20 protein-coding genes are annotated in these 25812 nt (G+C 55.6%); 16 read left to right on the top strand and 4 right to left on the bottom strand.

Annotated features, from left to right (window positions below; all coding sequences use genetic code 11):
• Positions 1-50: 50 nt before the first annotated feature.
• Entirely contained in the window at positions 51-665 is a 615-nt protein-coding gene (locus CHH28_RS13745; protein WP_094060845.1) for a DUF6436 domain-containing protein, read from the top strand.
• Here CHH28_RS13745 and CHH28_RS13740 read toward each other — a convergent pair.
• The 3 genes from CHH28_RS13740 to CHH28_RS13730 are packed head-to-tail and all read right to left on the bottom strand — an operon-like array spanning position 604 to position 4513.
• Positions 604-2622, bottom strand: a complete 2019-nt coding sequence (locus CHH28_RS13740) for a transglutaminaseTgpA domain-containing protein (RefSeq protein ID WP_094060844.1) — start codon at positions 2620-2622, stop codon at positions 604-606. The genes CHH28_RS13745 and CHH28_RS13740 overlap by 62 nt on opposite strands.
• Positions 2619-3593 carry a DUF58 domain-containing protein gene (locus CHH28_RS13735; RefSeq protein WP_094060843.1) on the bottom strand — a complete coding sequence of 325 codons (975 nt, stop codon included), beginning with the start codon at positions 3591-3593 and terminating at the stop codon, positions 2619-2621. The genes CHH28_RS13740 and CHH28_RS13735 overlap by 4 nt, the downstream gene beginning before the upstream one ends.
• Entirely contained in the window at positions 3590-4513 is a 924-nt protein-coding gene (locus CHH28_RS13730) for an AAA family ATPase (protein WP_094060842.1), read from the bottom strand. Before CHH28_RS13730 ends, CHH28_RS13735 begins: the two co-directional genes overlap by 4 nt.
• Before the next feature lie 384 nt (positions 4514-4897).
• Here CHH28_RS13730 and CHH28_RS13725 point away from each other — a divergent pair, with 384 nt between their 5' ends.
• From CHH28_RS13725 to CHH28_RS13690, 8 genes are all read left to right on the top strand, one after another.
• Positions 4898-5251: an STAS domain-containing protein gene (locus tag CHH28_RS13725; protein WP_199243907.1), complete on the top strand. Its 354-nt coding sequence runs from the start codon at positions 4898-4900 to the stop codon at positions 5249-5251.
• Positions 5252-6064 carry an OmpA family protein gene (locus CHH28_RS13720; RefSeq protein ID WP_094060840.1) on the top strand — a complete coding sequence of 271 codons (813 nt, stop codon included), beginning with the start codon at positions 5252-5254 and terminating at the stop codon, positions 6062-6064.
• Positions 6065-6068: 4 nt separating this feature from the next.
• A complete protein-coding gene (locus CHH28_RS13715) occupies positions 6069-8171 on the top strand; it encodes an SLBB domain-containing protein (protein WP_094060839.1) in 2103 nt (700 codons plus the stop codon).
• Positions 8171-8878 (top strand): protein SypD, encoded by a 708-nt coding sequence (locus CHH28_RS13710; RefSeq protein ID WP_094060838.1) that lies wholly within the window; start codon positions 8171-8173, stop codon positions 8876-8878. Before CHH28_RS13715 ends, CHH28_RS13710 begins: the two co-directional genes overlap by 1 nt.
• 1 nt (position 8879) lies before the next feature.
• On the top strand, positions 8880-10445 hold the full coding sequence (locus CHH28_RS13705; protein WP_094060837.1) for a response regulator: 1566 nt from the start codon (positions 8880-8882) through the stop codon (positions 10443-10445).
• A gap of 11 nt (positions 10446-10456) precedes the next feature.
• Positions 10457-10846, top strand: a complete 390-nt coding sequence (locus CHH28_RS13700; RefSeq protein WP_094060836.1) for a response regulator transcription factor — start codon at positions 10457-10459, stop codon at positions 10844-10846.
• 61 nt (positions 10847-10907) lie between these two features.
• Positions 10908-13928, top strand: a complete 3021-nt coding sequence (locus CHH28_RS13695) for a PAS domain S-box protein (RefSeq protein WP_094060835.1) — start codon at positions 10908-10910, stop codon at positions 13926-13928.
• An 80-nt stretch (positions 13929-14008) separates the two neighbouring features.
• Positions 14009-15436, top strand: coding sequence for a sigma-54-dependent transcriptional regulator (locus CHH28_RS13690; RefSeq protein WP_094060834.1), 1428 nt, complete (start codon positions 14009-14011; stop codon positions 15434-15436).
• Positions 15437-15540: 104 nt separating this feature from the next.
• On the opposite strand, the gene CHH28_RS13685 is transcribed toward CHH28_RS13690, so the two are convergent.
• The gene (locus CHH28_RS13685; protein WP_094062089.1) at positions 15541-16473 is read right to left on the bottom strand and encodes an SDR family NAD(P)-dependent oxidoreductase; all 933 of its coding nucleotides are present in this window, start codon (positions 16471-16473) and stop codon (positions 15541-15543) included.
• Positions 16474-16970: 497 nt separating this feature from the next.
• Between CHH28_RS13685 and CHH28_RS13680 the strand changes: the two genes are divergently transcribed.
• The 7 genes from CHH28_RS13680 to CHH28_RS13650 all read left to right on the top strand — a co-directional run bounded on the left by CHH28_RS13680 (position 16971) and on the right by CHH28_RS13650 (position 25660).
• Positions 16971-17999, top strand: coding sequence for a glycosyltransferase family 4 protein (locus CHH28_RS13680; protein WP_094060833.1), 1029 nt, complete (start codon positions 16971-16973; stop codon positions 17997-17999).
• A gap of 143 nt (positions 18000-18142) precedes the next feature.
• Positions 18143-20515, top strand: coding sequence for a glycosyltransferase family 4 protein (locus CHH28_RS13675; RefSeq protein ID WP_094060832.1), 2373 nt, complete (start codon positions 18143-18145; stop codon positions 20513-20515).
• Complete coding sequence (locus CHH28_RS13670) at positions 20512-21966, top strand: lipopolysaccharide biosynthesis protein (protein WP_199243906.1); 1455 nt, start codon at positions 20512-20514, stop codon at positions 21964-21966. Before CHH28_RS13675 ends, CHH28_RS13670 begins: the two co-directional genes overlap by 4 nt.
• Positions 21957-23360: an O-antigen ligase family protein gene (locus tag CHH28_RS13665; protein ID WP_094060831.1), complete on the top strand. Its 1404-nt coding sequence runs from the start codon at positions 21957-21959 to the stop codon at positions 23358-23360. The genes CHH28_RS13670 and CHH28_RS13665 overlap by 10 nt, the downstream gene beginning before the upstream one ends.
• Entirely contained in the window at positions 23354-24220 is an 867-nt protein-coding gene (locus CHH28_RS13660; RefSeq protein ID WP_094060830.1) for a hypothetical protein, read from the top strand. The genes CHH28_RS13665 and CHH28_RS13660 overlap by 7 nt, the downstream gene beginning before the upstream one ends.
• Complete coding sequence (locus CHH28_RS13655) at positions 24195-24725, top strand: hypothetical protein (RefSeq protein WP_094060829.1); 531 nt, start codon at positions 24195-24197, stop codon at positions 24723-24725. Before CHH28_RS13660 ends, CHH28_RS13655 begins: the two co-directional genes overlap by 26 nt.
• Positions 24722-25660, top strand: a complete 939-nt coding sequence (locus tag CHH28_RS13650) for a DUF4114 domain-containing protein (protein ID WP_094060828.1) — start codon at positions 24722-24724, stop codon at positions 25658-25660. The genes CHH28_RS13655 and CHH28_RS13650 overlap by 4 nt, the downstream gene beginning before the upstream one ends.
• The last annotated feature ends 152 nt before the right edge of the window (positions 25661-25812 follow it).

Genomic DNA, 25812 nt, shown 5'->3' with positions numbered 1-25812 from the left:
TTCAAGGGCAAATACGGTATAACCGGCGCAAACACTGTTTAAGGCAAGTCATGAAAACGCAACATTGGTGGATGTCCATCGCTGTCATGGTGCTGTTTGGTGCCACACTGGTCGGTTTGTGGTGGTTTCAACAACAAGCCGTGCGGCCCTTTATAACGGCCAGCGACAGCGCTGACTATTGGCAAGCAGCGCAGGTAGAGCAGCGATTGCAGCCCTTGTGGCAACAGCTTAGTGACAGCCAACAACCCACACTGATGCATTTTTGGAACCCCGACTGTCTGTGCAATCAGGTCAGCCATCGACACTACGCAAGTTTGCTGGAGCAGTTTGGCATCGATGACCTGCGCGTCGTGGTGGTAGCACCGCACACCAGCAGCGAACAGCAGCGCCAACAATTACTGGCGCTGAACGACGGGCGCATTCAAGTGCTGACGGCGCCAGCGAATCTGGAATTGCCTAGCAGTCCATCACTGGCGCTGTTTCACTCAGAGGGCCAGCTGGCCTACTTCGGCGCCTACGGCTTTGGTGCGCTGTGCACCGTAGCTGATGATCAACTGTTCCCAACATTGGTCGAGCGACTGCAGTCGGGCCCTTATGGGCCCTTTATGAGCGTGGCGGGTGATGGTTGCTTTTGTGCCTGGCCAGCTGCCGACGCAAGCGATTGAGCCTAGTAATCACCTGCTGCTGCGCTTGTCCTTCGGGTGCATCGGCGACGTACAAGTAGTGCTGCAGCAACTGTCGCACGGCACCGATCTCATTGGCGCAGCCAGGCACGGCTTCGGCCAGCTGCTGTAATTGCTCATCCGGCGTCTGCCCAGGACTCTCGATACCGTGGCGCTTCATGGCCTGTTGCAGTTGCGTCCATGAGCGCACAAAGCGGTTACGATAGCGCGGTCTATTCTGCCACCATAACCACACAGCACCGACTAAAAACAGCGCAGCAATACTGCCCGCCAACAGATAAAGCAGATCTTTGTAGGACTGCATGCCGATCCAATACTGCATTAACTGCTGCTGGCGCCCTTTGTCGTATGACAGCACGAAGCGGTGCCAGTAATAGTTGAGCTGATCAAACTGCATGCGCATTTGATTTAGCCAACTAACTCCAGTGAATCGGTGCGGCGACAGTGGACTGTCAGCAAGGAACTCTTCCTCGGTAGATAGTGCATCACGCAGCCCGAGCTCAATGCGCTCTGGCGCCACCGCGGCGGTTGGGTCGATCGATAGCCAGCCTTTCTCAGGCTGCCAATATTCGACCCAAGCATGGGCATCGAACTGGCGCACCGTCAGATAACCGGCCTCAGCGTTCCATTCACCGCCCTGATAGCCTGCCACCACCCGTGCGGGTATGCCTGCCGCTCGCAGCATAAACACGGTTGCACCCGCGTAATGGGCGCAAAACCCTTGGCGCGTTTCAAACAGAAAAGCGTCGATATCATCAGCGCCCAACGCCGGCGGCTGCAATGTGTAGTAATAAGGCTGCTGGCGAAAATGCTGCATAATCAGGTTGGCAAACGCGCTCGCATCGCCGGTGAACCTCTGCTCAGCCCACTGCCGGGCCCTGTCATTACCGCGAGCTGGCAACCTAGTACTCTGGCGCCAGACGGCACGACTCAAGCCCTGCTCAGCGATGGAGACATCTGGCAGCGACTCCACTTGGTAACGAATGCGTTGGTGCACTGGCGTGCGATGCAGTAGGCGATCATCTGCGGTGAGTCCGGTGCGTGGATCCACCGCACCAACGCCTCGCAGAGCAAACAGCCACTTCTGATCCGTCGGCTCTTGAATGATTTCGTAGCGCACCGCGCCGCTGGCTTGCGCAGGCGGCCGCCAAGCCTGTGGTGGATACACCGCAGCATCGAACAAACCGCTGGGTTGCCAGCTGCGCCCGTCATAGGCGTCCAAGGTAAGTGCCCGCCAATACAGTTGCTGGCGCGGCAGCGGCTCACCGGACTCAAAGGTCACCCGGAAGGCCAGCTCATCGGACTGACTCAAATTCGCAATATCGCCCGGCGCCATGCTTGCAGATAACCCGGTGCGGGCCTGATTGCTCTGCAGTCCGACATTCCACAGCGGACCGATACGAGGGAATAGAAAATACAGCACCAGCATCACCGGCAGCGACACCGCCAGCAAACGCAGGGCCACACCACTGGCGCGCTGGCTGCCGTGCCCAGTGTGATGCGCTGCAATCAAGGCTGTGGTCATCAACCACACCGTGGGCAGAGCTACCAGCCCTGCCGTCAGCTCCTGCTCATACAAGAAGCCCGCGGCGAGGGTATAAAACGCCATAAAGATGACCACATAGGCATCGCGCAGCGTGCGCATTTCCAGCAGCTTCAACACACATGCAGCAATCAGAAAGGCACTGGCTGCTTCCAGTGAAAAGCGTCCGCCAAAGGTGCTCCCCACTGCGGCGACGGCCAGCGCCACGGCGATCATCTTTAACACTTTGCCCGGGTACGACCAACGCCCAAGGTGCACCATCCAGCGCCAGCCCGCCGTCAATGCCGCCAGCCCCCACATCCAAATCGGTAAGTGACTGGCATGCAACACCAAACTGGCCGCCGTCGCAGCCAACAGCCATGGGGTGGCCGCGCGAGGAATCGAATGAGTAATCATATTGGCTCCTGGCCAAACAGTGCCAAGGTCTGCAAACAGGCCTCTAAGTGCAGCTCTGAGTGATGCTGCGGCAAGGTATGCCCAGGCAATCGTAAGCCGTATTGCCAGCCGTTTTGATGAGCTTTCAGCACCCAAGCGGTCAGATGTGACAGACGCTCTTCAATGGGTAGTGGCGCCAATGCCTCCCAGTCAAACCAACAACTGGCGCCGTCATCGCTATCGAAGTCTTTACTGACCAAACCCCGGCCACGGGCGTACTGTTTCCACGCGATTTGGCGCATAGAGTCGCCCGCTTGGTAGCTGCGCAAACCATGAAAATCCTGCTCTCCGCTGCTGTCTGAGGTGGCACCCTCCAGCCACTCGCCTTCACTGCCTTGTGCAAAGCGAAATGGAATCCACACCGGCTGCGGGTACACCACCACCGGATAACGCAACCGGATCCAGCTCCAGACGCGAAACAATCCCAACGGGTAGCGACTTTCGAGCAAAAAACGGCCAGCATCTAAGTGGCCCCGCCGCTGCGTTACGATGCTCAGGGTAGCCACCGTGTCGTCGGCATCGGCGTTGACGTCCGCCACCACCTCAGGGCCGTCTGGGTAGCGTAGCAATAACGATTGGTGCGCCTTGGCTTTGTCGCTAGTTAACCGGACCGGCAATTCGATGGTTTCACCGGCGAACACAGGCAACGCATGCCCCGCCGTCAGGGTTAACCCTGACAAGTTGCCAAAGCTGAAGTGCATCGCCGTAATGCCCATACTGAACAGCCAAAACACCAAGCCATAAATCAAACTGTTTTGATAATTGATGGCGGTCAGCAGCATCACCAACAACAGCGCCGCAAACAGCCAACCGATCACAGATGGAAAGATAAAAATGGACCTATGCCCTAGCGTCAACTGTTGAGCGGCCGGAATGCGCCGCTCCATCCAACGCTGCCACCGCTGGCGCAGCGCTCCACGCCAACCACTCATAACAATACGGGCACTTGGTTCAATATATGTTGCGACACACGCCCAGCTGCGCCGTCTGCGGCCTCCGCCAAGCGATGATCGACCACTGATGGCAATACCGCTTGCAAGTCCTCCGGCAATACGTGCTGGCGTTGATGCAATAGCGCCCAGGCTTTGGCCGCGCGCAGCAGCGCCAATCCGCCGCGAGGAGACAGGCCGTATTGGTAACCGCCATCATATCGGGTAAAGGCAACGATGCGCTGCAAGTAGTCCAACACCGAGCCCGAAGCCTTCACCTGCTCAACCCCTTGCTGCAGAGCGTGCAATTGCGCCAGCGTCAGCACTGGCTGCACCGAGTTCGCCAGCTGACGGTGATCTTGCCCCTCGTACAAGGCGCGCTCAGATTTATCATCTGGATAGCCGAGGCTGATGCGCATTAAAAAGCGATCGAGCTGGGATTCTGGCAAGGGAAAGGTACCGGATTGATTGACCGGGTTTTGTGTTGCGATCACAAAAAACGGCTCTGGCAATGGCCGTGTTTCGCCCTCAACCGTTACCTGACGCTCTTCCATCGCCTCCAACAGCGCGCTTTGCGCTTTCGGCGTTGCCCGGTTGATTTCATCGGCCAACAACAGCTGGCAAAACACCGGGCCCGGATGAAAGCGAAAGCGGCCTTGGTCAGAGCCGGATTCACGCTCAAACACGCTGACCCCAAGCACGTCTGCGGGCAACAAGTCGCTGGTGAACTGCACACGGTTGTAGTCCAGGCCGAGCACACCGGCCAAAGCGTGCGACATGGTGGTCTTGCCCATCCCCGGTAGATCTTCGATCAGCAAATGTCCTCGGGCCAGCAAACAACTGAGTGCCAGTTTTAACTGTGTCTGTTTGCCCAGGATGATGGTATTTAAACGTGCAAGCGCTGCGTCCAGCTCGGTAGTCATTCACACTGCCTATGACGATATGGGAGGAAACTGAAGCATAGGTAACCTGGGGTTACCCGCACAAGGCGGAAAACGTCAAATTGCTGCAACTGCTCTTCTCTCTACGCACACAGGCATTGATTCAGCCATTTCCCCTCAACTCGCATCTGGTTATTTACACCCGACCGTTTACCTCAAACCGCTCACCCCAAACCGCTCACCCCAAACCGCTCACCCCAAACCGCTGACCCAGCTGTGCAAAACCATTCGCATTCTGCAAGCCACCTCCATATCGCTCTTTCCCTCAACCAGCCACAAACCCTCAAGCCATTGTTTTTAAAGAACTTTTGAAGTTGGCACAGGCACTGCTATGAACACCACAACACCAACCGAGGAGTGACCGTCATGTTTGGAGACAGAACCATGCAAATAGAAACCATCAAAAGCGGTGATCGTGAAATGACCATTTCCGTGCGCGGGGAAATGGACGCACAAGGCTGCAGTCTGATCCGCGACGACATCGAGCGCATTGCTGACAACGCCGGTGACCGTGCTGTGGTCATCGACATCAGTAAGGTGAATTTTCTCGATTCATCTGGCATCGGCGCCATCGTTTACCTCTACAAACGCATCAAAAGCAAAGGTGGCTCGCTGTCAATCAGCAACGCCTCCGGCCAGCCACTGGAGCTGATGGAACTGCTGCGCATCAACACCGCCATTCCGGTGCAATCCGCCAACCACTTTCAGGAAGCCAGATAAATGCGACGCTTAACGATTGGGATATTGATGCTCGCCACAGGGATCAGTGGCTGCTCCGTGTGGCCAGAGTACGGGCGCGGTGGCATGGCAGAACAGTACGCCTACATGGGTGTGCCGGTGATGCCAGACCAACCCATGGGGCCAGAACATGGCCTGCGCTTTGAGTACGTGCTGGTCAAACAGCAATTGGACGTGTTGATTCTGGAAGGTGCAGCCCTGTGCTTCCCTGCCGCCGTGGTGCAGGCGCAGGAGCGCCAGCATCGCATTATCCGCCAGCTCACCGGTGGCCTAGATTTTGATGCCGCCAACGATCTGATCATTCAGCGCAAACAACTGCAGCGTCTGGAAAAACAACTGGATTACGTGCAGCAGCATCGCGTGTGTGAAGTCAGCTCAGCAGAGCAACAGCAAGCCGACAGCGACCAACAGCAAGTGCGTCGCGTTTATGAGCTGCTCAACAGCGACAACCAGTTCGCCACCGACTCAGCCCACATCAACCCAAAGTACATGGGGCGGTTGGCCGAAGCGGCGCAACTACTGAAAGACCAAGCGAACTACCACCTTAATATCACCGGCCACGCCGATGCCCGCGGCAGCAGCGAGCGTAATCGTGAATTGGCCATGGCTCGAGCGCAGCAAGTACAGCGCTACCTGAGCATTTTTGGCATTACCGAGAAACGTATTCATACCGATGCCGTGGGCGCTGATGACCCCTTGTTTCACGGCAATGAAAGCCACGTGCTGCTGACCAATCGCCGCGTCAGCATCGAAGTGATCGACGTATCACAGACACCGGCCAGCGCCATGGAGTAACCCAATGAAACCTTTGCTTGCACTGCTCACCTACGCCGCGCTGGTGCTCACCAGCGCCCAGGCCGCCGCCTATATCATCCAAGTGGGCGATCAAATCCGCGTCACCTTGCCAGGCGAAAGCTCGCTCAATGCGCCGCTGCAAGTGGATCGCCAGGGGCGCATCAACATTCCAGAAGTGGGCAGCGTATCGGTGGCGGGGCTGAGCGAAGAGGCTTTGGCCGACACGGTGACCACCGCCATGAGCAGCGTGTATCGCGACTTAAGCCATTTAAAAGTCTACGTCAGCCAACAGCAAATGCTGATCAACATTCAAGGCTACGTCAAAGAACCGGGTGAATACACGCTACCAGCCAGTGCTTCGGTGCAAGTCGCCCTGCACGCTGCCGGCGGATTGCGCTCCGGCGCACAGTTGGATCGTTTGCAACTCAAGCGCGACGGCAACAGCCGCAACTTTGACTACAAAGCGTTTCTCGACAGCGGTGACTTCTCGCGCCTGCCCACACTGCGCTCATTAGACACCTTGTTTATTCCGGCGTCGCCCATGATTGGCAATGTCGAAACCGAGTTTGATCCTGCCAAGCTGGCCGATGGCGGAGACGCAGCGGAAGACAGAAAAGCGATCAAGGTGTTTGGAGAGGTCAATCGTCCGGGCAGCTTTTCCTACAAACCATCCATGAGCCTGGTGGACTTACTGATGCGCGCGGGTGGCGTCACACGCTACGCCGGGGTGGAACAAATTCGCGTGATATCCAACAGCGAGCCAGAGCTGTTTAACCTAAAACGCTACCTCGACAGTGGTAATGAATCGCTGCTGCCTGTGATTAATGCCGGCGCCACGATTTTTGTGCCGCGCCAAGAAGAAGAAATTAAATCCGGCGCCAACACCGTTTACATCATGGGTGAAGTGGCGGAGCCCGGTGCCTATGAAGGTAAAAAAGGCGCCACGTTTATGGACATTCTGGCCAACGCCGGCGGCCCTACCCGCTTCGCCGAATCGCGACAAATCCGCATTTTAAAGGCCAGTGGTGAAGTCATTCGCTTTGATCTCAGCGGCTACACCGAAGGCACCCTGGCCCAGCGCCCACCAAAGATTGAGCCGGGCGACGCCATCTTTGTGCCAGAAAAAACCGACATGAATGAAAAATCTTGGTTAAAAGTGGCACCAGACCGCGCCGTACGAGTGCTTGGTGAAGTGGTACGCCCAGGCAGAATTGAATGGTCCAATGAGATGTCGCTGCTGGATCTGCTAGCGCACGTGGGCGGCCCAACCTCGCGGGCGGACACCAGCAATATCGAAGTCGTCTCACCGCAAGACGACGGTAAAACACGCACGCACGTATTTGATTTAGACCGTTTTATCAAACGCGGTGGACACGACAGCGAATTGCCACTGATTCGCGCCGGTGCCACTGTACGTGTGCACGACTTACCGCAAGACCCGTCTGACAATAAGTCCCAATGGGTGCGTCAAAGTTCACAACGTTCCATTTATGTATTTGGCCAAGTCGGTGCACCTGGACGCTATCGTTTCACCAACGACATGCATTTTCTCGACATTTTGTCTGCAGCCGACGGTCCTACCGGCAATGCGGACATTCACAACATTCGTATCACGCACCGCAATGGCAAGCACGCTCGCGTGAGCAAACTGAATTTAGCCCTGTATTTTGAAACCGGCGATCCAAACTTATTACCCGAGGTGCGCACTGGCGACACCATATTTGTGCCTGAAAAAAATCGCATTTGGCTCGATCAGCCTAAAGAAACCACGGTGCGCGTGTTAGGCGCAGTCAATAAGCCAGGACGCTATCGCTTTAACGACAACATGACGCTGCTGGATTTATTGGCCGAAGCTGGCGGCACCGGCAGCAATGCTTACACCGAGAAAATTACCGTGGTGAATTTATCCTGCTGCCGCGATCAGGCAAGAACCTTTAATTTGTCTGAGTTTAGCCGCACTGCCAACTTTGCATCACTGCCCGTTATTCGCGCTGGCGATACCATATTCGTACCGAATAAAGCCGACAGCACCGCAGAGCAAGTACGTGTCGGTATCAGTGACATTTTCCAATCCGTTGCCTTGCTGGCGTTACTGGGGATCATCTGATGAACATACCTGCGCAACACATGGAGATCGAAGAGATCTACCATCAAACCTTGGCCAGAGGCATTCGCAGCTTAGCCATTACCGCCGCCAACCCAGAAGAAGGCGTCAGCACACTGGCCATCGCATTAGCGCAGCGCAGTCTATTAGCGGGCAAAAGCACATTATTGGTCGATCTGAACCTCTATCGGCCAACGCTAAAAAGCTTGGCAATGGTCGAAAATTCACTGACTTCCAAAGCCTGCCACCAGCCTCAGCTAGTGGGCAGCAGTGGTCGTAGCCTGGCATTGACTGGCGTGGTAGCACCGGCTCGGCGGGAAGACATTTTGCAACTGCGCCGGCCAGAGGAACTCAGCCGCCAAATTCAACAATGGCAGCGCGACTTCGACACCTTGATTTTTGACACCTCGCCATTTAGTCGCATCAACGCCAACAATATTCCGGCCGAGCAAGTGGCCACTGCATGTGACGGCTGTCTGCTGGTGATACTGGCAGGTCAAACCACCGAGAGTATGGCGCAAGCTGCGGTAGAAAAGTTACGCAGTAGCGACGCCAACCTGCTCGGCTGCGTACTGAATGATCGTTTTAATCCGCCCTTGCAACAGGAGTTGCTGCGCGAAGTGAATCGTTTGCCACGTTTTGCTCGCCGCTTAGCACAGGCACTCAGGCAATGGATTCGCCAGAACCCTTTATTATCTTTGGAGGTATAGCGTGAACACCTTATTGCTTGAACTGGAACTGCCTTCAACGCTGGCCTCGGTCTCAGCATTTCGCCAGCAACTGGAAGCCATCCTTATTCACCGTCTGCCGATTAAGCGTCAACGCAACGACATTTTGCTGTGCGTATCCGAAGTCGGTGCCAATCTTGTCGAGCACAACCTCGCCACCAGTCTGATGCGGCTGAAGTTCGGCAGCAACCGACAACAATGGTGGCTCAGCGTCGAAGACAATGGCACAGCATTTGACCCAGACCAGCATACCGACCAGCAGACAGCCACGTGCAGCGGCGAGTTTAGTTTGCAAACACATGGCCGCGGCCTTGAATTAATCAGGGCGTTGAGCGATCAGCTCGATTACCAGCCAGCCAGCAGCAGTCGCTGGAATCGACTGGAACTGCGCTGGCAACGCCATCATCAAAATGACAAACCGTCGCTGTTATTGGTTGACGACGATGCCTCACAACGGCGCTTATTAACGGCGTATTTAGCCGAGCAGTTTTCCATTCACAGCGCCGCCGATGGTCGGGAAGCCCTGAGCATCATCAACGAACATCCCATTGATCTAGTGCTGTCGGACATACGTATGCCGGGTATGAATGGTTTGGATTTGCGCCAGCACATTGCCAACACCAGCCGCACGGACACCTTGCCGTTTATTTTTCTCACCTCATCGAGTGACCAAAATCTACTGCAGCAAGCCACCGCCCTCGGCATTGACGATTATTTAGTCAAGCCGGTGCAAAAAGAAAATTTGCTGTACACGGTACAGCGGGTACTTGAGCGTTCGCAGCAGATTTACCGCCAACTCACCGACCGGATAAATCAGCGCATTAGTCAAACACTGACGCCACGCTTGCCCAAGCAATTACATCAATGGCAATTGTCGTTAGGCAGCCGTAACTCTGGTGTCGGCGGTGGTGATTTGGTGTTATTTCAAGCCGGAGAGCAACACAGTCTGATTACCCTGATTGATATTATGGGACACGACGAAGTGGCGAAGTTTTTCTCCTACGCCTACAGCGGCTATGTGCGTGGCCTGCTGTCGTCGACATCGGCAGACCACCTTAAACCCTGCGATTTTCTTACACAGTTATCCGACGGTGCTTACCAAGATGAGCTGCTGTCGCAAATCACCCTAACCAGCATTGTACTGCAACTGGGCGATGCCGGTGAACTGAACATCGCCTGCGGCGGTCACCCAGCACCTTTGTTGATATCACAGTCCGGCATAGAGCCGCTGCCGGTGAATGGCATATTGCCTGGATTAACCGACGACACCCGCTACAACAGCGAGCATTTTGTATTGTCTGCAGGCCAGCGCATCGCCTGTTACACCGACGGTTTATTTGAATCTGCCGACAGTGAGTCCGGGCGTTTACAGCTGGAGCAACAAATACAGCAAACTTTGATCGACACCTTGCACCTGCCCATCGATGAAGCCAACGCCAATGTCATGCTGGCCTTTGATCGACTGGCCGGTATTCCACCCAAAGACGACAGCCTACTGTTGTTGCTGGAACCCATTCCAGCGGCAACACGCAGCGACAACCGGCAGTAAGGAGAGCAAGCATGTTTTTCAATCAGAAAAAGAAGCACGTATTGGTGATTGATGACGATCGATCGCTGCAACGCATGATTGGCATTCGTTTATCGCAACAAGGGCAATTAAAAGTCTCAGCGGCCACCTGTGGGCAGGACGGTCTGCGCCTGGCGCAAACTCAGCAACCCGACCTGATTTTATTGGATTGGGTACTGCCCGACATTGACGGCCCAGACGTGTTGGAATGCCTGAAATGCGTCGATACAACACAGAATATTCCGGTGATTATGCTCACCGGACGCAACCTGCTGGGAGATGTGGAAGATGCCTTTGAACGTGGTGCCGATGCCTATGTCACCAAGCCATTTTCACTGGAGAAGCTCGGCCAAAAAGTACGTCGCTTGCTGTTTCAACAGTAACAAACACGGCCGTAGTTTGCTTATGCTAGATTGACGTTACACTGCTGCAACAGGGGTCACCGTGAGCCTGCGTATCAAACTCGTGCTGGGCATTGCACTGATTGAGTCGATGTTACTGGTCGTCCTCATCATCAGTGCCCTGAACATGCTCAGCCACAATAACGAGCAACAGCTCCATCAACGCGCCGACGTAACCATGGAGCTGCTCAGCATTCTTGCCAGCGACCCCGCGCGCAAGGGCGATGCTCAAGCACTGCAGCAGCTGGCACAGAGTTTTGTCGAAAAAGACGGCGTGGCACTGGTGCAGATTCACCAAGATGCTGAGGTACTGGCGCAGGCTGGCGAAGTCGCATTACTTGATCAATCCACTGACGCTCAGCAGGTGATCATGCGCCAGGATATTCACCAGCAAGACAGGCTGGTCGCGCATTTAGTCGTCGCCATTACCGCCAACAACCTGCTATCTGGCAGCCAATGGCTGCTGTCCATCGCTGGCGTAGAACTGGTGCTTATTGCCCTATTGGCTTTTTTGGGCGGCAGCTACCTGACGCGCCAATTTCATTTTCTTAAAAACGCCAGCGCCTTACTTAATAAAGGCGACGTAGACGACACTCTGGATGTTCCGGACACAGGTGCAGAGCGCGATCTCGCCCAGGCCTTTAATCGTTTTGCTCAGCGTGTATCACGCCGCGTCAAAGCATTGGATGCACAGCATGAACGCGACCAACAGGATATCGTCGCCGCCCAGCGAGCTGAGAAAAAACACCAAGCCATATTAAATGCGTCGCTGGATGCCATGATCACCATTGATCAACACGGCACAGTGATCGATTACAACCACGCCGCGGAAGAGATATTCGGTTGGAGCGCCGCTGAAATCAGCGGGCGCAATATGGCCGAGTACATCATTCCCGAAACGCTGCGCGACGCCCACCAAGAGGGTATGACTCAGTACCTGAACACTGGCAAAGGCGCCATGCTGGGCAAACGCATGGAGCTGTTGGCGCAGCGCAAAAATGGTGAAACCTTTCCTATTGAAATCGCCATATCAGCCTTGCAGACAGGCGACGCCATAGAATTTACCGCCTTTATTCGCGACATCACCCGCCGCCGCCGTTATGAAACCGAGCTGCGCATTGCCGCACACGCCTTTGAATCCGAAGAGGCCATTTTAATTACCGACCGTGACGGCCATATTATTCGCGTTAACCAGGCCTTTAGCCGTATCACCGGATATGCCGCACACGAAGTCATCGGTCACCGCCCCAACATTCTCTCCTCGGGCCAGCAGAACAAGCACTTTTACCAGCAGCTGTGGCAAGAGCTCGAAAAAACCGGTCGCTGGAGCGGCGAGATCACCAATCGCCGCAAAAACGGAGAGCTATTTGCCGAGCACTTGAACATAAATGCAGTGCTGAATAAACACGGCAAAGCCAGCCATTACGTTGCCCATTTTGTTGACATGACCGAACTGAAGCGCAACGAAGACGAGCTGCTGCGCGCGCGCCAACAAGCAGAGCAAGCCAACGAAGCAAAAAGTCGTTTTTTGGCATCGATGAGCCACGAAATTCGTACGCCAATGAATGGTGTTTTAGGCGTGTTGGGGTTATTGAAAAAAACACCCTTAAACAGCGAGCAGCAGTCGATGGTGAAAACAGCACGTGAATCTGGTGAACACCTGCTGACCATCATCAATGACATTCTGGATTTTTCCAAAATGGAGGCTAACAAACTGTCGTTGGAGAACGCCGACTTTGCGATCCACACCCTATTTCAGCAAGTGCACGAGCTGCTACTACCACAGGCGCAAAATAAAAGCCTGCAACTTAGTTATCGCATTGACGAAGACGTGCCCAGCCGACTGAACGGCGATGCCGATCGGTTGCGACAAATACTGATTAACCTGATCAATAATGCCATTAAGTTCACGGTTAAAGGCCACATCGACGTCAATGCCATGCTGCTGCAACAGCAAGGCGAGCAGGTCTCACTCAGGCTGCAAGTACAGGACACCGGTATTGGCATCGCTGAAGACGAGCAAGCCCAGCTATTTGAAGAGTTCACCATGGCCGACCAAAGCCTGGCGCGCAAACAAGAAGGCGCCGGCCTTGGTTTGGCCATTTGCAAACGCTTGGTGACCTTAATGGAAGGCGACATTGGCGTTATCAGCCAACAAGGCCACGGCAGTACCTTTTATGTTGACCTGACCCTGCCTGTGGCGATCTCCAAGGCGGAAGACGATACCGCCGCAACAACCTTACTTAAGCCAAAAGCCGGGCTTCGCATCCTGCTGGCCGAGGACAACAGTGCCAACCAGTTTGTATTTAAAAGCATCTTGGACGCCGCCGATTTGCTAGTCGACGTCGCCGCCGATGGCGAAGAAGCCGTGGCCGCCTGTCAGCAGCGGCCCTACGATTTAATACTGATGGACATTTCTATGCCGCGCATGGATGGCATGCAGGCAACACAGATCATTCGCCAACTGCCGGGCGGCATTGCGCAAGTGCCCATCGTTGCGATTACCGCTCATGCCTTGGACGGTGATCGCGAGCGCTTTTTAACCGCCGGCATGAACGACTGTCTCACCAAACCACTGCAGGGCGACAAGTTACTGTCCTGCATCGCCCAGTGGACAGCGTCCATCACTGACGCTGCGCAGCCGATACAACACAACCCCGAACAACCCCCTGAGCCCGCTGAGCCCGCTGAGCCCGCTGAGCCTTACGTTAACAGCGGTGTATTGCAGCAATTGGCAAAAGACACCTCCGCCGCGCTCATACCCAAACTCTGCGACCTGTTTATACAGGACTCACAGCAACGACTGCAGGCTTTGCAACACGCCCTGGCCAACCACGATGTGCAAACACTGGAATTTGAAACGCACACCCTGGGCAGCAGCGCCGCCGCCCACGGCGTTACGCGTTTATGTCAGCAATGCCGCGAGATCGAACGCTTATGTCGCCAACAGGACTATGACACAGCACTGGAGTTGGCCAGCACCTTAGCGCAAACGGCACAACATTCCTTCGACCAATTACAGCAACACGTTGAATCTGTGTACGGCGCGGCGCTGGATGCCTGAATATGCCCCTCGCTACTGCATCTGCCACCCAGACAGGCTATCTTTGATACAGACCATGGACTGACACAGGTAAACCGGCAATGCCAGAGACAAACCGCATCCTGGTGATCGAGGATTCTTTACCACTCGCAACCTTATATCTGGAATATCTCAAGGACCAACACCTGCACATCAAACACGTTGATACCGGCGCCGAGGCCAAGCGCGTGATCAGCGACAACCCTCCCGACCTGATTTTATTGGACCTTAAGTTGCCCGACATGGATGGCCAGGACATTCTGGAATGGGTAAAAAACGAAGGCATTCCGAGCGCCGTGTGCATCATCACTGGCCATGGCTCCGTCGACCTAGCCGTCGATCTGATGCGCTTGGGAGCGGACGATTTTTTAGAAAAACCCATCACCGCCGGGCGATTAAGAACCAGCGTGCACAATTTGTTGGAGCGCAGTCGCCTGGAGCATTTGGTCCAGGACATTCAAACCACCTTTGAGCGCGAGCGCTACGAAGGCTTTATCGGCTCCTGTCTGCCGATGCAAGCCACCTACCGAATTATTGATGCCGCCGCCCCAAGCAAAGCCACGGTCTTTATTACCGGCGAAAGCGGCACCGGCAAAGAAGTCTGCGCCGAAGCCATTCACAACCGCAGTCCACGCAAAGGCAAACCTTTTATTGCCATCAACTGCGGAGCCATTCCGCACGATTTAATGGAAAGCGAAATATTCGGCCATGTAAAAGGCGCCTTTACCGGCGCTGCCGCGGAGCGCAAAGGTGCGGCGGCGCAAGCCGATGGCGGGACATTATTTCTGGACGAAGTGTGTGAAATGGACCTAGAGCTGCAAAAGAAATTGCTGCGTTTTATTCAAAGTGGTCGGTTTCAAAAAGTCGGTTCCAGCAAAGAAGAAGCCGTCGACATCCGCATTTTGTGCGCCACCAATAAAGATCCGATGGAAGAAGTCAACGCCAAACGATTCCGTGAGGATTTGTATTACCGACTGCACGTTGTGCCATTGCAGCTGCCGCCACTGCGGACGCGCGGCGACGACATCTTAGCCATTGCACAGCAATTCTTGCTCACCTTCGCCGAAGAAGAAGGCAAACGCTTCGAGGGTTTTACCCCCGAGGCTGAAGTGATGCTGAGACATTACGACTGGCCAGGCAATGTGCGCCAGCTGCAAAATGTTATTCGCAACACCGTGGTGCTGCATGACGATATCCTGGTGCGCCCGCATCATATCCCACCACCGCTGGATACCGTGCTGGCCGACAAGCCCGCCACGCGCTATCGAGCTGAGACCGAAGCGCCCGCTGCTGCCGAGCACAGTGGCGACGTGTCGCCAGTGCCAGCCTCCACCACCATTCGGCCACTGGCGGACATTGAGCGCGAAGCCATAGAGCATGCCATCGCGGTGTGTGAGGGCAACATTCCAAGGGCCGCTGGCCTGCTGGAAGTCAGCCCGTCCACTATTTACCGCAAAAAACAAACTTGGGAACAAGACGCTGTCGAGTAACGGTGCGCTCCGGCTCAAAGGCTAGGCGCAAAGGCTAGGCTAAGAGTCCGGAGCGTGAGTACTGTTTTTGGGCATGAGCTCAGGCGCCGTTGTCAGCGATATTATCAAGCCACCCGTTCGCGATGGCCTGATTCCAACACCAATTTTCGCAACCCTTCCAAAACACTGTACTGCGCCACGACACCCAGTTCACGGTTGGCTTTGCTGGGGTTGCCGATCGACACACGAATATCGCCCTGGCGCGCTTTCATATGACGAATACCGGCATTGCTACTGGTTAAAGTGAGCAGCATACGAGCCATTTGATTGATGGTAATGCACTGACCGGTGCAGACATTAAATACCGGGTGTGTGGTGTCGGCTTTATCCATCGCCGCCACCAGAAAGCTGACCACATCGGCCACATAAATAAAGTCGCGCGTTTGTTCGCCGTCACCAAATATGGTCAATGGCTGTTGTTTCAGCAGCCGGTCAACAAAAATAGAAATAACACCCGAGTACGGTGAACTGGGATCCTGGCGCGGACCGAACACATTAAAAAAGCGCAAACCGACATTGGGAATGTCGTGCATCAGCGCCGCCACGCGCGCATGTAATTCAGAGCCCAGTTTATCCGCACCATAGGCGGTTAACGGTCGAACACTGGACACTTCACGCAGTGGCATATCGGCATTATCACCGTACACGGCGGCCGACGAGGCATACACCACCGGAGTTTTTTGTTGTTTGGCAGCATCAAACACATTGACCGAGCCGGTCAGATTGATTTGATGCGTCCGTGCCCACTCTTCATTGGAGCGCTGCACTGAAGCAACCGCCGCCAGATGAAAACAACCGTCCATATTGCGCATGCAGTGCTGCACAGTGTCGGCATCAGTCACATCACCGACAATGACATCGCAAGCAGGACTGACATTCGCCATATGCCCGGAGGACAGATCGTCCAATATACGAACTCTGTGCCCGGCCGCTAACAGTCGATCGGCCAAATGCGAGCCGATAAATCCACAACCACCCGTGATTAAATAATTTGCCATTTCGTTAGCCCTATTGTTGATTGATGCTAACTCAGCTCTGGCAAACAACGTACCAATAAAAATCGCCATTTTTCCTTTAAAAACAACCATCTAGACGCAATTTGCTTTGCATTATGCGAGCTTTTTAAACCTTGCTTTGCAATACGCAGAAAACCATCAAAAAACAAATGGCACCTCTGAATAATTCTGCGCAACTCTGCGCGAGTGCAGCAGGTGTTCAGAACGAGGCGGTGATGGCAGGAAATGGCCAGTCCTTTTCAACATCGCCAACAACGTTATGAAGGCCTGCAGCCCGCGCCCTGCGCGGATCGCCAGAGAACTCCAGCTCTGTATCGCCGTTTTTTGCTGTAGCTGGCTAGAGCGGCAAACCGGCTTCGTTATCTGAAGCCCTTTGGCGATCCAGAGCGGGCACCGAATTATTCAGAGGTGCCAAATAAAAGAGCAGCCAATATTAGCGGCACCGTAATTGCTTACTCTCGCAAAAGCGGAGGAATGTGATGAACGATTCAGCAGCGGCGATTTGGCTTTTATTGGACAGCAGCAATATTGGCGGCATTGAAACACACGTTGTGCAGTTGGCTGCCGGTTTAAAAGCAGCAGGACGACCTGTCACCGTGGTGCTGTTCCGGCAACACGCGCACAACCCCTTGCAAGCGTTGCTGCAACAAAACGGAATCGACTGCTGCGCCTTTGACGGTAAACCCCATCGGTTATGGCATTTATTGCGCAGCCACGCTCCCGGATTACTCCACACTCACGGCTACAAGGCTGGCATCGTTGGCCGTTGCATCGCCAACTTACTGCGCATCCCAGTGGTCAGCAGCTATCACGCTGGCGAAGTGCCCAACGGGCGAGTCCGACTGTACGATGCCCTCGACCGCTACACCGGCTTTTTTGCTCAAGCCCGTTTGTCGGTATCGCGCGAGATTCAGCAACGCTTGCCGTGGTCATCGCGGGTACTGGACAACTTTATCGACACCGACAAACTGACACTGAGCCAGGGGCAGCAGATTGCGTTTGTTGGGCGACTCAGCAGTGAAAAAGGCCCTGATCGTTTGCTGCAGTTGGCCGAGCAAATGCCTGCAACACAATTTCACTGTTACGGCACCGGGCCGCTGGCTGCCACTATCCAGCAGCAAGCGCCCGACAATCTGATACTGCATGGCATGCAAAGCGACATGGCGCAGATCTGGCCGCGCATTGGCTTGCTGCTGATGCCCTCACGCTATGAAGGCTTGCCCATGGCCGCCTTAGAAGCCATGGGGCGCGGTATTCCCGTACTGGCCACGCGCGTTGGCGACCTGCCTAGGGTGATCGACCACCATCAAAATGGCTGGCTGGTCGAGCAACCGGAGTTGGCCGCGATGCAACAGCATGTGCAGCAGTGGCTCTCCCTGGCGCCGACGCAGCGCGCTGACATGCAGCGCAGCGCCGCTGCAAAGATTGAGCAGCAATTCTCGGCCAAGGCTGTTATTCCGCAGCTGTTGGCAATCTATTGGCAAATCGCAAAACCCGTCGCTGGTTGATTTGCAGATTCGTATTGCGCCCGCTTAACTGGCCGGCGCTTTTTCTTCAAAACCCAACATAAACCATATAAATCAACCACTTAGAACACTGGCCCAAGACTTGCTCAAAGTCATTCAAGCGAGCAAAGTTTGAGGTGATTAACGTGAACCAGTCAGCCAGTGTTTCTCAACCTGCCACCCTGTTATTCGTTCATTTCGGTGACGACTGGATTCGCGGCAGCGAGCGCTGCTTGCTCGACCTCATGCAGCACCTCGACCCCCAGCGTTACCGCGCTGTACTGTGGTGCAACAGCCCTGTCATGGCGGCGGCAGCACGAGAACTGGGCATCATTGTGATCCAGCAGCCTTTTACACTGTTGCTGGGCTGGTCGGCACCACGTTTCAATGTACTGGCCTACGGGCGCTTGGTGCGCGATGCCATCGCCTTAATCAAACGCTTTGACGTAGCGCTGGTGCACGTCAACAGCGGCGCCCCCACCCAATGGATGCACCTAGCAGCACGCTGGGCCGGTCTACCCCTGGTCACTCATTTGCATTGTCGTTACCCGCTTAAAGACCGCCTCAGCCTCGGCTTGCATCAAGCCAGCATGCTGGTAGGCGTCAGTGCCCCGGTGATCGAGCAGCTGGTCGACGATGGCATGCCGGCTGAGCGCTGCAGTGTCATTGCCAATGGCATTGACACACGCGCATTGGAAACCCAAAGCGGCAGCAACCTGCGCACCCTATTGCAGCTCGATGACAGTGATTTCTTGCTGGTGACGGTCGGGTCGCTGATTCACAGAAAAGGCATGGATCTGATCATTCAGGCCGTCAGCGAGCTGGGCCAGCTCGGCATCGATGCGCACCTGGCGATCATTGGCGACGGCGAAGAGCGCGCCGCACTGCAACAACAAACGCTCAATCTGGGGCTGCAGCAACGCATCCATATTCTCGGCGAGCGCAGCAATGTGTCAGCGCTGCTGCGCCAGGGAGCGGATGTGTTTGTCAGTGCAGCGCGCGAGGAGGTATTCGGCTTGGTGTTAGCAGAAGCTGGCCTCAATCGCTTGCCCGTCGTTGCCCCCAAAGTCGGCGGCATCCCAACCGTGGTACGTGCTGGTGAAACCGGTTTATTGGTCGAACATGAAAGCGTTCCAGCGCTCACTCAAGCTCTTGCTTCTTTGCACAACGACCCGGCGCTGCGCCGCCAACTGGGCGAAGCCGGGCGCCAGCGAGTGCTGAAACACTTCAGCATCGAACAATACGTTGGCCGCTTTGAAGCCCTGTATCAGCGGCTGCTGCAAAAGACTCACTACCGCATGGGTTGGCTCAGCCCGTGGCGTTTGCCGCTAATGTCCACCGTGCGCTCTATCAAGCGCGTTGCACGCCACTGGCTGCCAGGGGCGGATAAACCACGTCATACCTTGGTGCTGGACCCAACTGCCTTTGCCGGTGGATCAAAAGTCGCCACCGATACCGCATTGGGCTTACTGGACCGACAACGTACTCGGGTCACCGTGCTGACGTCATCGCCACAGGCTTGGCACAGCGAACATGCCCAGGTGATTCGGCTGAAACAGCCTTCGTGGCTGGCGTCACGGGATCATGGCACAGGCTTTTTTGCCCGCCATTTGTATCTGGCCGGCCTGGTGTTGTTCACGCGTTTGCGTTGCGGCCGTATCGATACCGCCATCGGCGCTTCAGGCCCTGGTGTCGACCTGGCGCTGTACCTGCTAAAACCGCTGCTCGGATTTCGTCTGCTGCAGTTGGTCCACGGCCCGGTGGCGACATCGCGCACACTGGGGCGCTGCCTGCTGCAAGCAAATAGCGTGCATTATTTAACCAGCGCCACGCAGTCCATGCTCAGCGCCATCCGCCGCTATCAGCCGTCCTTTGGCGATTCCCTGCCCAACCACTGTCAGCCGCTGAAAAATGGCATAGCCCAAAGCGCTTGGCCACAGCCGTGTCAGTATCAGCAGCCAGTGGTGTTTTGGGCCGCCTCTCTATTGAAGTGGAAAGGTCTAAATACACTAGTGGCGGCGCTGCGCCAGTGCGACAGCCAACAGCGGCCGCCAGCTCATATTTGTTTTATTCGCCCGCAGCAAACCTCATTGCCAATTTCACAAGCACCGGTGCAACTGGGCAACGTGCAATGGCACGAAGACCCAGACGAGCTCGATGCCATCCGCGCACAGTGCAATATTTTTGTTTCCACCAGTGATAAAGAGCCGTTCGGACTTTCCATTTTGGAAGCGTTGGCTGCTGGGCATTGTGTCGTCATCCCTGACGACGGCGCCTATTGGAGTCAGCACCTGGTGGACGGAGAGCATTGCTTGCTATACCCACCCGGCGACAGCGCCGCGCTGGCCGAGCTGCTGCAGCGGCTGAGCCTCGACATGGAAACCGTGCGCCGTATTGGCAGTGCCGCCCAGTCTCTCGCTCAGCATTATCGCGCGGAACAGCGCCTGGAGCCTTTACGCCGCGATATCGAGCAATCTAGCGGCGCCACTGGCCGCAAGCTGTCATCGGAGGCGTTATGAGCAGCGCTGGCATGCCATCAAGCAGCACTGCCAGCAAAGTCTGGCGACAAGCATTGTTATATGGCTCCAGCATCGCGCTGATGAAAGGACTGTCGCTGTTATTGCTGCCATTTGTTGCCCAACAACTGAGCGCCGACGAGTTTGGCCGTTTGGAGCTGGCCAGTAGCCTGGCCGTGATTGGCAGCATCCTTATCGGTTTGGGTCTGGAGGATGCTCTCTATCGCTTTGTCGGTGAACAGCCCAATCAATCGCAAAGGCATCGCCTAGCAGCGTGTATTTATTCACTGACCCTGCTGGCCGCCGCCCTCATCATTCCGACAAGTCATTGGCTGGCCCCCGTTTTAAGCCAATGGGTGCCCGGACAACTCAGCCATTACGAAGTGCAACTGGTACTACTGATGCTCGCCTTTGAAGGCGCCATTGCGGTGCCACTGGGTTGGCTGCGCATGCGCGACAAAGCGGTCGGTTTTTTCACCCTCACCACCGGCCGCGCCGCGTTGCATGCGGCATTAACCGTATGGTTTCTGAGTTTGGATCGCGGCGTAGCCGGGATTCTCGAAGCAGGCTTATTGGCGGCAGTATTGCAAGCCTTGCTATTAGGGGCCCTGATGCTGCGCGATACCGGCCTCGCCATTAGTGCAGCGGTCGGCGCCAAAGCCTTGGTGTACGGTCTGCCACTGGTAGCCAGCGGACTGCTGGCCTTCACGCTTAATGGTCTCGATCGCTGGATTGCCGCGGAGCACACCACCTTAACAGACGTGGCGCACCTCGGCATTGCCGCCAAATTTGCGCTGGCAACGGTTCTGCTGCTGCAGCCTTACGGCATGTGGTGGATGCCGAAACGCTTTGAGGTGCTGTTCGGCCCACAGGGCAGCGCCCGTGCGGTACGCTTTAACACCATCGGCGTGGCGTTGGCACTGATCATCACCGTCGCCGTCGGACTCACCGCCCCGCTGCTGATCGATTGGCTAATGCCAGCGGCATACGCCGCTGCCGCTGGCTATGCCTTGGTGCTCGTAGCCACAGCCGGATTAAAGGAAATCACCGAGCTGCTCAACCTAGGCTGCTTGGCAGGACGCACCACTGGCGTCCAAGTGGTATTGAATGCCGCGGGTGCCTGCGCTGGCGTCGTGTGCATGCTGTGGCTGACCCCCAACTACGGCGTGTGGGGCGCGGTATGGGCACTGTTTATCGCACAGGCGGTGCGGTTGGCGCTGTTTATTGTCGTCGGGCAACGATTGCAGAAATTGCCCTATCGTTTCGGCCCTCTGCTGGCCCTAGCTGCCTTGGCCTGTGGCTGGTTACTGAGCGTTGGCAGCGAGCAAGCACCAGTATTGCAATTGCTGCTCGCCACCGTGGCAACACTGTCGACCGCGGTCGCCGCCGTGTGCCTTGGGCTGATTCCGTTACCTGACCGCTGGCAGCAGCGTTGGTCGTGGTTATGGGCGTAGCGACTCACCATCAGCGCGGAAAGCAAACGCTGCTTGCGCTCAGCGTTTGCAGCCTTATTGGCGTCGCTTGGCTGGCGATTCCACATCCAGCGGTGGTGGTTCCTGTCAGCCTGGCGCCACTGGCGATTTTGCTGGTACTTGATCGTTCGTTTTTAATGATTTTGCTGTTTGTCTCGTTTTCGTTTTTCCGCCTGCACGAGGTCTTCCCGCAGCTGTATTCGCTGAAAATTCCGCTGCTGTTGTCGCTGGCGTCGCTCGCCGCTCTGGCCTGGCATGTCGGTTTCACCCGCAAGTACCAGGTCTATTGGCGCAAAGAACTGACCACGTTAAGCATCTTTTTTGCGTTGGTGGTCATCGGAGTGGTATTGGCCAGCAACCGTCCCATCGCGCTGACGTATTTCAAAGGCATTTATTGGAAGATTGCGCTGATGACCTTTGCCATCGCCTGGCTGTCGCGCACGGCCAAGGACTTTGCTTTAACCTCTCGCATGATCACGGTATCGGGCATTCTGGTGGGCATCGTTGCGCTCATCAACAAGGCCAGCGGCGTAGGCCTAGTGGAAGGTACGCGCGTTACCATCAGCCGAGACATCGGCTCGGTATTGGGTGACCCCAATGATTTGGCCCTGGTACTGATGTTTCCGACGTCGTTTGCGGTGAGTTTGATGCTGACGCAAGGCATTGATCGCGGCACACGATTGCTTGGCCTGATTAGCATTCCCATCTTATTTTCCGCCATCATTGCCACACAAAGCCGCGGCGGCTTGCTGGGCATCATCGCCATTTTTGGCATTTATGGGTATCGGCGCATTCGCTCCAAAACCTTATTGCTGATCATTGGTGTGGTCGCTGCCGCAGGCTTGTATTTATTGGCGGGCATTTCCGGGCGATCGTCAGGTGGTGCCGCCGAAGAAGGCATCGACGCCTCAGCCATGGGACGTTTATACGCCTGGCAAGCCGCGTTTGGCATGGCGGTACACAACCCGCTAACCGGGGTGGGGCTGGATAACTTCTACTCCAATTATTTTTACTACAGCCCGCACTGGGACGGCCTTAACCACGCGGTACACAGCACCTGGTTTGGTGTACTGGCGGAGACTGGATTTTTGGGTTTGACGGTATTTTTGGTGCTCATCACTCAGCTGATGCGCACCGCGATCAAAACCCTCAATCGTGTTGAGGCCAATCGCTCACAGGTCGATCCGGCCATTCAGGCCACCGCCATGGCGGTGTTGGCGGGTCTGGTCGGCACCGTCGTTTCCGGCACTTTTTTAACCCAAGGGTTTACCTGGCCGATTTACATTCTTGCTGCCCAAGTCATTGCCGTGGCCCATTGGGTTGACACTCATTTAGGCAAAGAACCAAACGGCAACACGGAGGGCCAGCCATGCTGATAACCATCCCGCGATTGGCAAAACGATGGCTCGCCGTGGGTTCGCTGCAAGTCTGCGCACTGCCCATTGTATTGGCACAGTGCGTGTCGACCCTGTTGTCGGCCAGCAGCCAGGTGAACACCTTATGCCCTATGGTCAGCAGCATGACCTTGTCTTTGGGCATGGTGGCACTGGCTCGTACGCCCGCCATTAACGCACGCCGTCGGGACAGTGTGATGCTGATGGCGATGGCCATACTGTTTGTCATCCCCAGCCAACAGCTGGGCTGGCTGTGCGTGTTATTGACGGGATTGCTGGTGCTGGCTCGTGGCCGCCAATACGGCTCACTTCATAACCAGATCAGCCAGGGCCAGATAACCCCGAAGCAAGCACAAGTGGCCGGTTGGATTATCACCCTCACCGCTGGCGCTAATGTGCTCACCACCTACAGCATGAAATGGTTTGCTGGGCCAATTCTGGCCTTCGACGCTCAACTCATGGCCATTGTGCTGAGCATGGCCAATGTGCCCTTTCAGCTCAGCGGCAATCTACTGCAAGGCCCAAGTGATCATCAACTGATGATTCTGCGTGGCTGTAGCTCGCTGCTACTGATGGGCAATTCGCTGCTGGCACTGGGCTGCGTGTTGATGTTTCGCGGTGCGGTTAGCGTCAAACGTTTTGCACTGTTAGCACTGTTACTGGGCTTGGCGGTACTGAGCCTCAATCTAATTCGCTTAACAATGATGACCTTTGATCTGCACTGGCATCAATGGTGGCACTCAGAAACCGGCATGATGCAATTTCAGCTGCTGTCGATTGCTTTGGTGTTTGTTGTTCTCGCACTAGGAGGTCGCCATGGCTGCGCTGCACACGCTCGCTAGCAGAATGGTTTTCATCGCCATCACAGCATTGGTAAGCCTCGGCGTTACGCTACGCCTAAGCGAGCCTGTGACGGCCCAGGCAGACATCGGCCCCGCCGTCGAAAGACAAGCGGCCGTGTTTCTTAACTCGTATGGTTTTGCGCAGATCAAACGCATTCACTTTACCAAGGATGCCGGTATTACCGGCGTGCAAGGCTGGTCGCAGCACTGCCAGGGCTTTTTGCACATCATGGTGATGCCGCAAGGCGATGAATTCCTGAGTTTGTGGCAAAGCCGTTCGGCCAGCATCAACAACCGCACCGCCTTCGTGTTTCAACAACGAATTTCACCACAGTTCCCCAGCTTTGATTTCTGGTGGCAAAGCATGCTCCATGCCCTACTCGCACGGTTGCACATAAAAGCGCTTACGCCACCCGAGCCCGTCGTTGCGTTGTCCTTCCCTCAGCGCTGCGAAACGCTGACCAGGCTTCCCTGGCAGCATTTGTTCACTGTAGGAGAAGCATGATGAAAACCACCTTATCTGCAGCCATAGTGCTGGGCCTGACGGCCACCAGTCACACCACACTGGCGCTCGACACCGACCCGCCAGAGATAGAAAACCGCACGGTTGAAGACAGCGTATTGCAAACGGTTAGAACGGCTTTACCGGAACAAAAAGCTGTCAATACGTCGTTTCTCAACACGGATTACGACCCCTACCTTACTGTCAACCAAGAGGCCAACGTTGCCGTTACTTTCCTAGATGAAGGCGCTGGCTATCGCAACTCTCTCGGTTGGTTTTCCTTTTCCGACACCACCTTTGATGGCATGAGCAAAGGCGATATCGACATCGACGACTCCAGCGTTGTCTCTCTATCTGAGTTGAACGCAGTTGATGGCGTTAATTCCGGCTGGTTATTTCCCAACTCATCTGAATATCGTGGCGGTGGCTCGCTGCTCGCTGGCGACACCGTCGCGGTTGGTGACGGGCCGCTGTCTGCCGGCACCTCAGTGAGTTTCTTTTTGGCACAAAACGCTTCCTGGGGCGGTGATCGTGTGAATAATGGTGTGCTCACCGGCAGTACACAAATGTTTTATGGCCTCGACTTTCTTAACCCAGAGGCCGACTTCACCAGCACCATCGACAGCAACTTAGAGCAGTCGCGTCACGTCGCCATGCTGTTCAGTGACGACACCCAGCAGCAGGTCATTATGGGATTTGAGGACCTCAATCGTGTGGATCGCAGCGCCAATCAATGGGGCTTTCGCTCGGATGAGGACTTCAACGACGCCATCTTCCTGGTCAGCTCCGACCCGGTGGAGGCATTTGGTGATTCCAATATCGCCACCGCACCATTACCGCCGCTGGGACAGGGCATCGTCGGCGTGCTGATGGCGATGGGCCTGTTCAGTTTTGCGCTGGGTAAAAACCCGCTCAATATGCACACCGCTTTGGCCTAACAGCCGCGACCAAGCGGCCATTGCAGAGCGCAATTGCTCTGCAATGGCTTTCAATAAAACGCTATGCATTCTGCAACTGAGCGCACTGCCAACCTCACAAAACCCCACCAAAATCTCCCTAGGCCTTTGATTTATATGCTCTTTTGCGTTCT

The organism is Bacterioplanes sanyensis, from assembly GCF_002237535.1.
Lineage (GTDB): Bacteria > Pseudomonadota > Gammaproteobacteria > Pseudomonadales > Oceanobacteraceae > Bacterioplanes > Bacterioplanes sanyensis_A.
This window is presented reverse-complemented; position numbering and strand designations above follow the sequence as displayed.

Coding starts and splice junctions, on each gene's coding strand:
- CHH28_RS13745 (WP_094060845.1), top strand. CDS start 51: ATGAAAACGCAACATTGGTGGATGTCCATCGCTGTCATGGTGCTGTTT.
- CHH28_RS13740 (WP_094060844.1), bottom strand. CDS start 2,622: ATGATTACTCATTCGATTCCTCGCGCGGCCACCCCATGGCTGTTGGCT.
- CHH28_RS13735 (WP_094060843.1), bottom strand. CDS start 3,593: ATGAGTGGTTGGCGTGGAGCGCTGCGCCAGCGGTGGCAGCGTTGGATG.
- CHH28_RS13730 (WP_094060842.1), bottom strand. CDS start 4,513: ATGACTACCGAGCTGGACGCAGCGCTTGCACGTTTAAATACCATCATC.
- CHH28_RS13725 (WP_199243907.1), top strand. CDS start 4,898: ATGTTTGGAGACAGAACCATGCAAATAGAAACCATCAAAAGCGGTGAT.
- CHH28_RS13720 (WP_094060840.1), top strand. CDS start 5,252: ATGCGACGCTTAACGATTGGGATATTGATGCTCGCCACAGGGATCAGT.
- CHH28_RS13715 (WP_094060839.1), top strand. CDS start 6,069: ATGAAACCTTTGCTTGCACTGCTCACCTACGCCGCGCTGGTGCTCACC.
- CHH28_RS13710 (WP_094060838.1), top strand. CDS start 8,171: ATGAACATACCTGCGCAACACATGGAGATCGAAGAGATCTACCATCAA.
- CHH28_RS13700 (WP_094060836.1), top strand. CDS start 10,457: ATGTTTTTCAATCAGAAAAAGAAGCACGTATTGGTGATTGATGACGAT.
- CHH28_RS13690 (WP_094060834.1), top strand. CDS start 14,009: ATGCCAGAGACAAACCGCATCCTGGTGATCGAGGATTCTTTACCACTC.
- CHH28_RS13685 (WP_094062089.1), bottom strand. CDS start 16,473: ATGGCAAATTATTTAATCACGGGTGGTTGTGGATTTATCGGCTCGCAT.
- CHH28_RS13680 (WP_094060833.1), top strand. CDS start 16,971: ATGAACGATTCAGCAGCGGCGATTTGGCTTTTATTGGACAGCAGCAAT.
- CHH28_RS13670 (WP_199243906.1), top strand. CDS start 20,512: ATGAGCAGCGCTGGCATGCCATCAAGCAGCACTGCCAGCAAAGTCTGG.
- CHH28_RS13665 (WP_094060831.1), top strand. CDS start 21,957: ATGGGCGTAGCGACTCACCATCAGCGCGGAAAGCAAACGCTGCTTGCG.
- CHH28_RS13660 (WP_094060830.1), top strand. CDS start 23,354: ATGCTGATAACCATCCCGCGATTGGCAAAACGATGGCTCGCCGTGGGT.
- CHH28_RS13655 (WP_094060829.1), top strand. CDS start 24,195: ATGGCTGCGCTGCACACGCTCGCTAGCAGAATGGTTTTCATCGCCATC.
- CHH28_RS13650 (WP_094060828.1), top strand. CDS start 24,722: ATGATGAAAACCACCTTATCTGCAGCCATAGTGCTGGGCCTGACGGCC.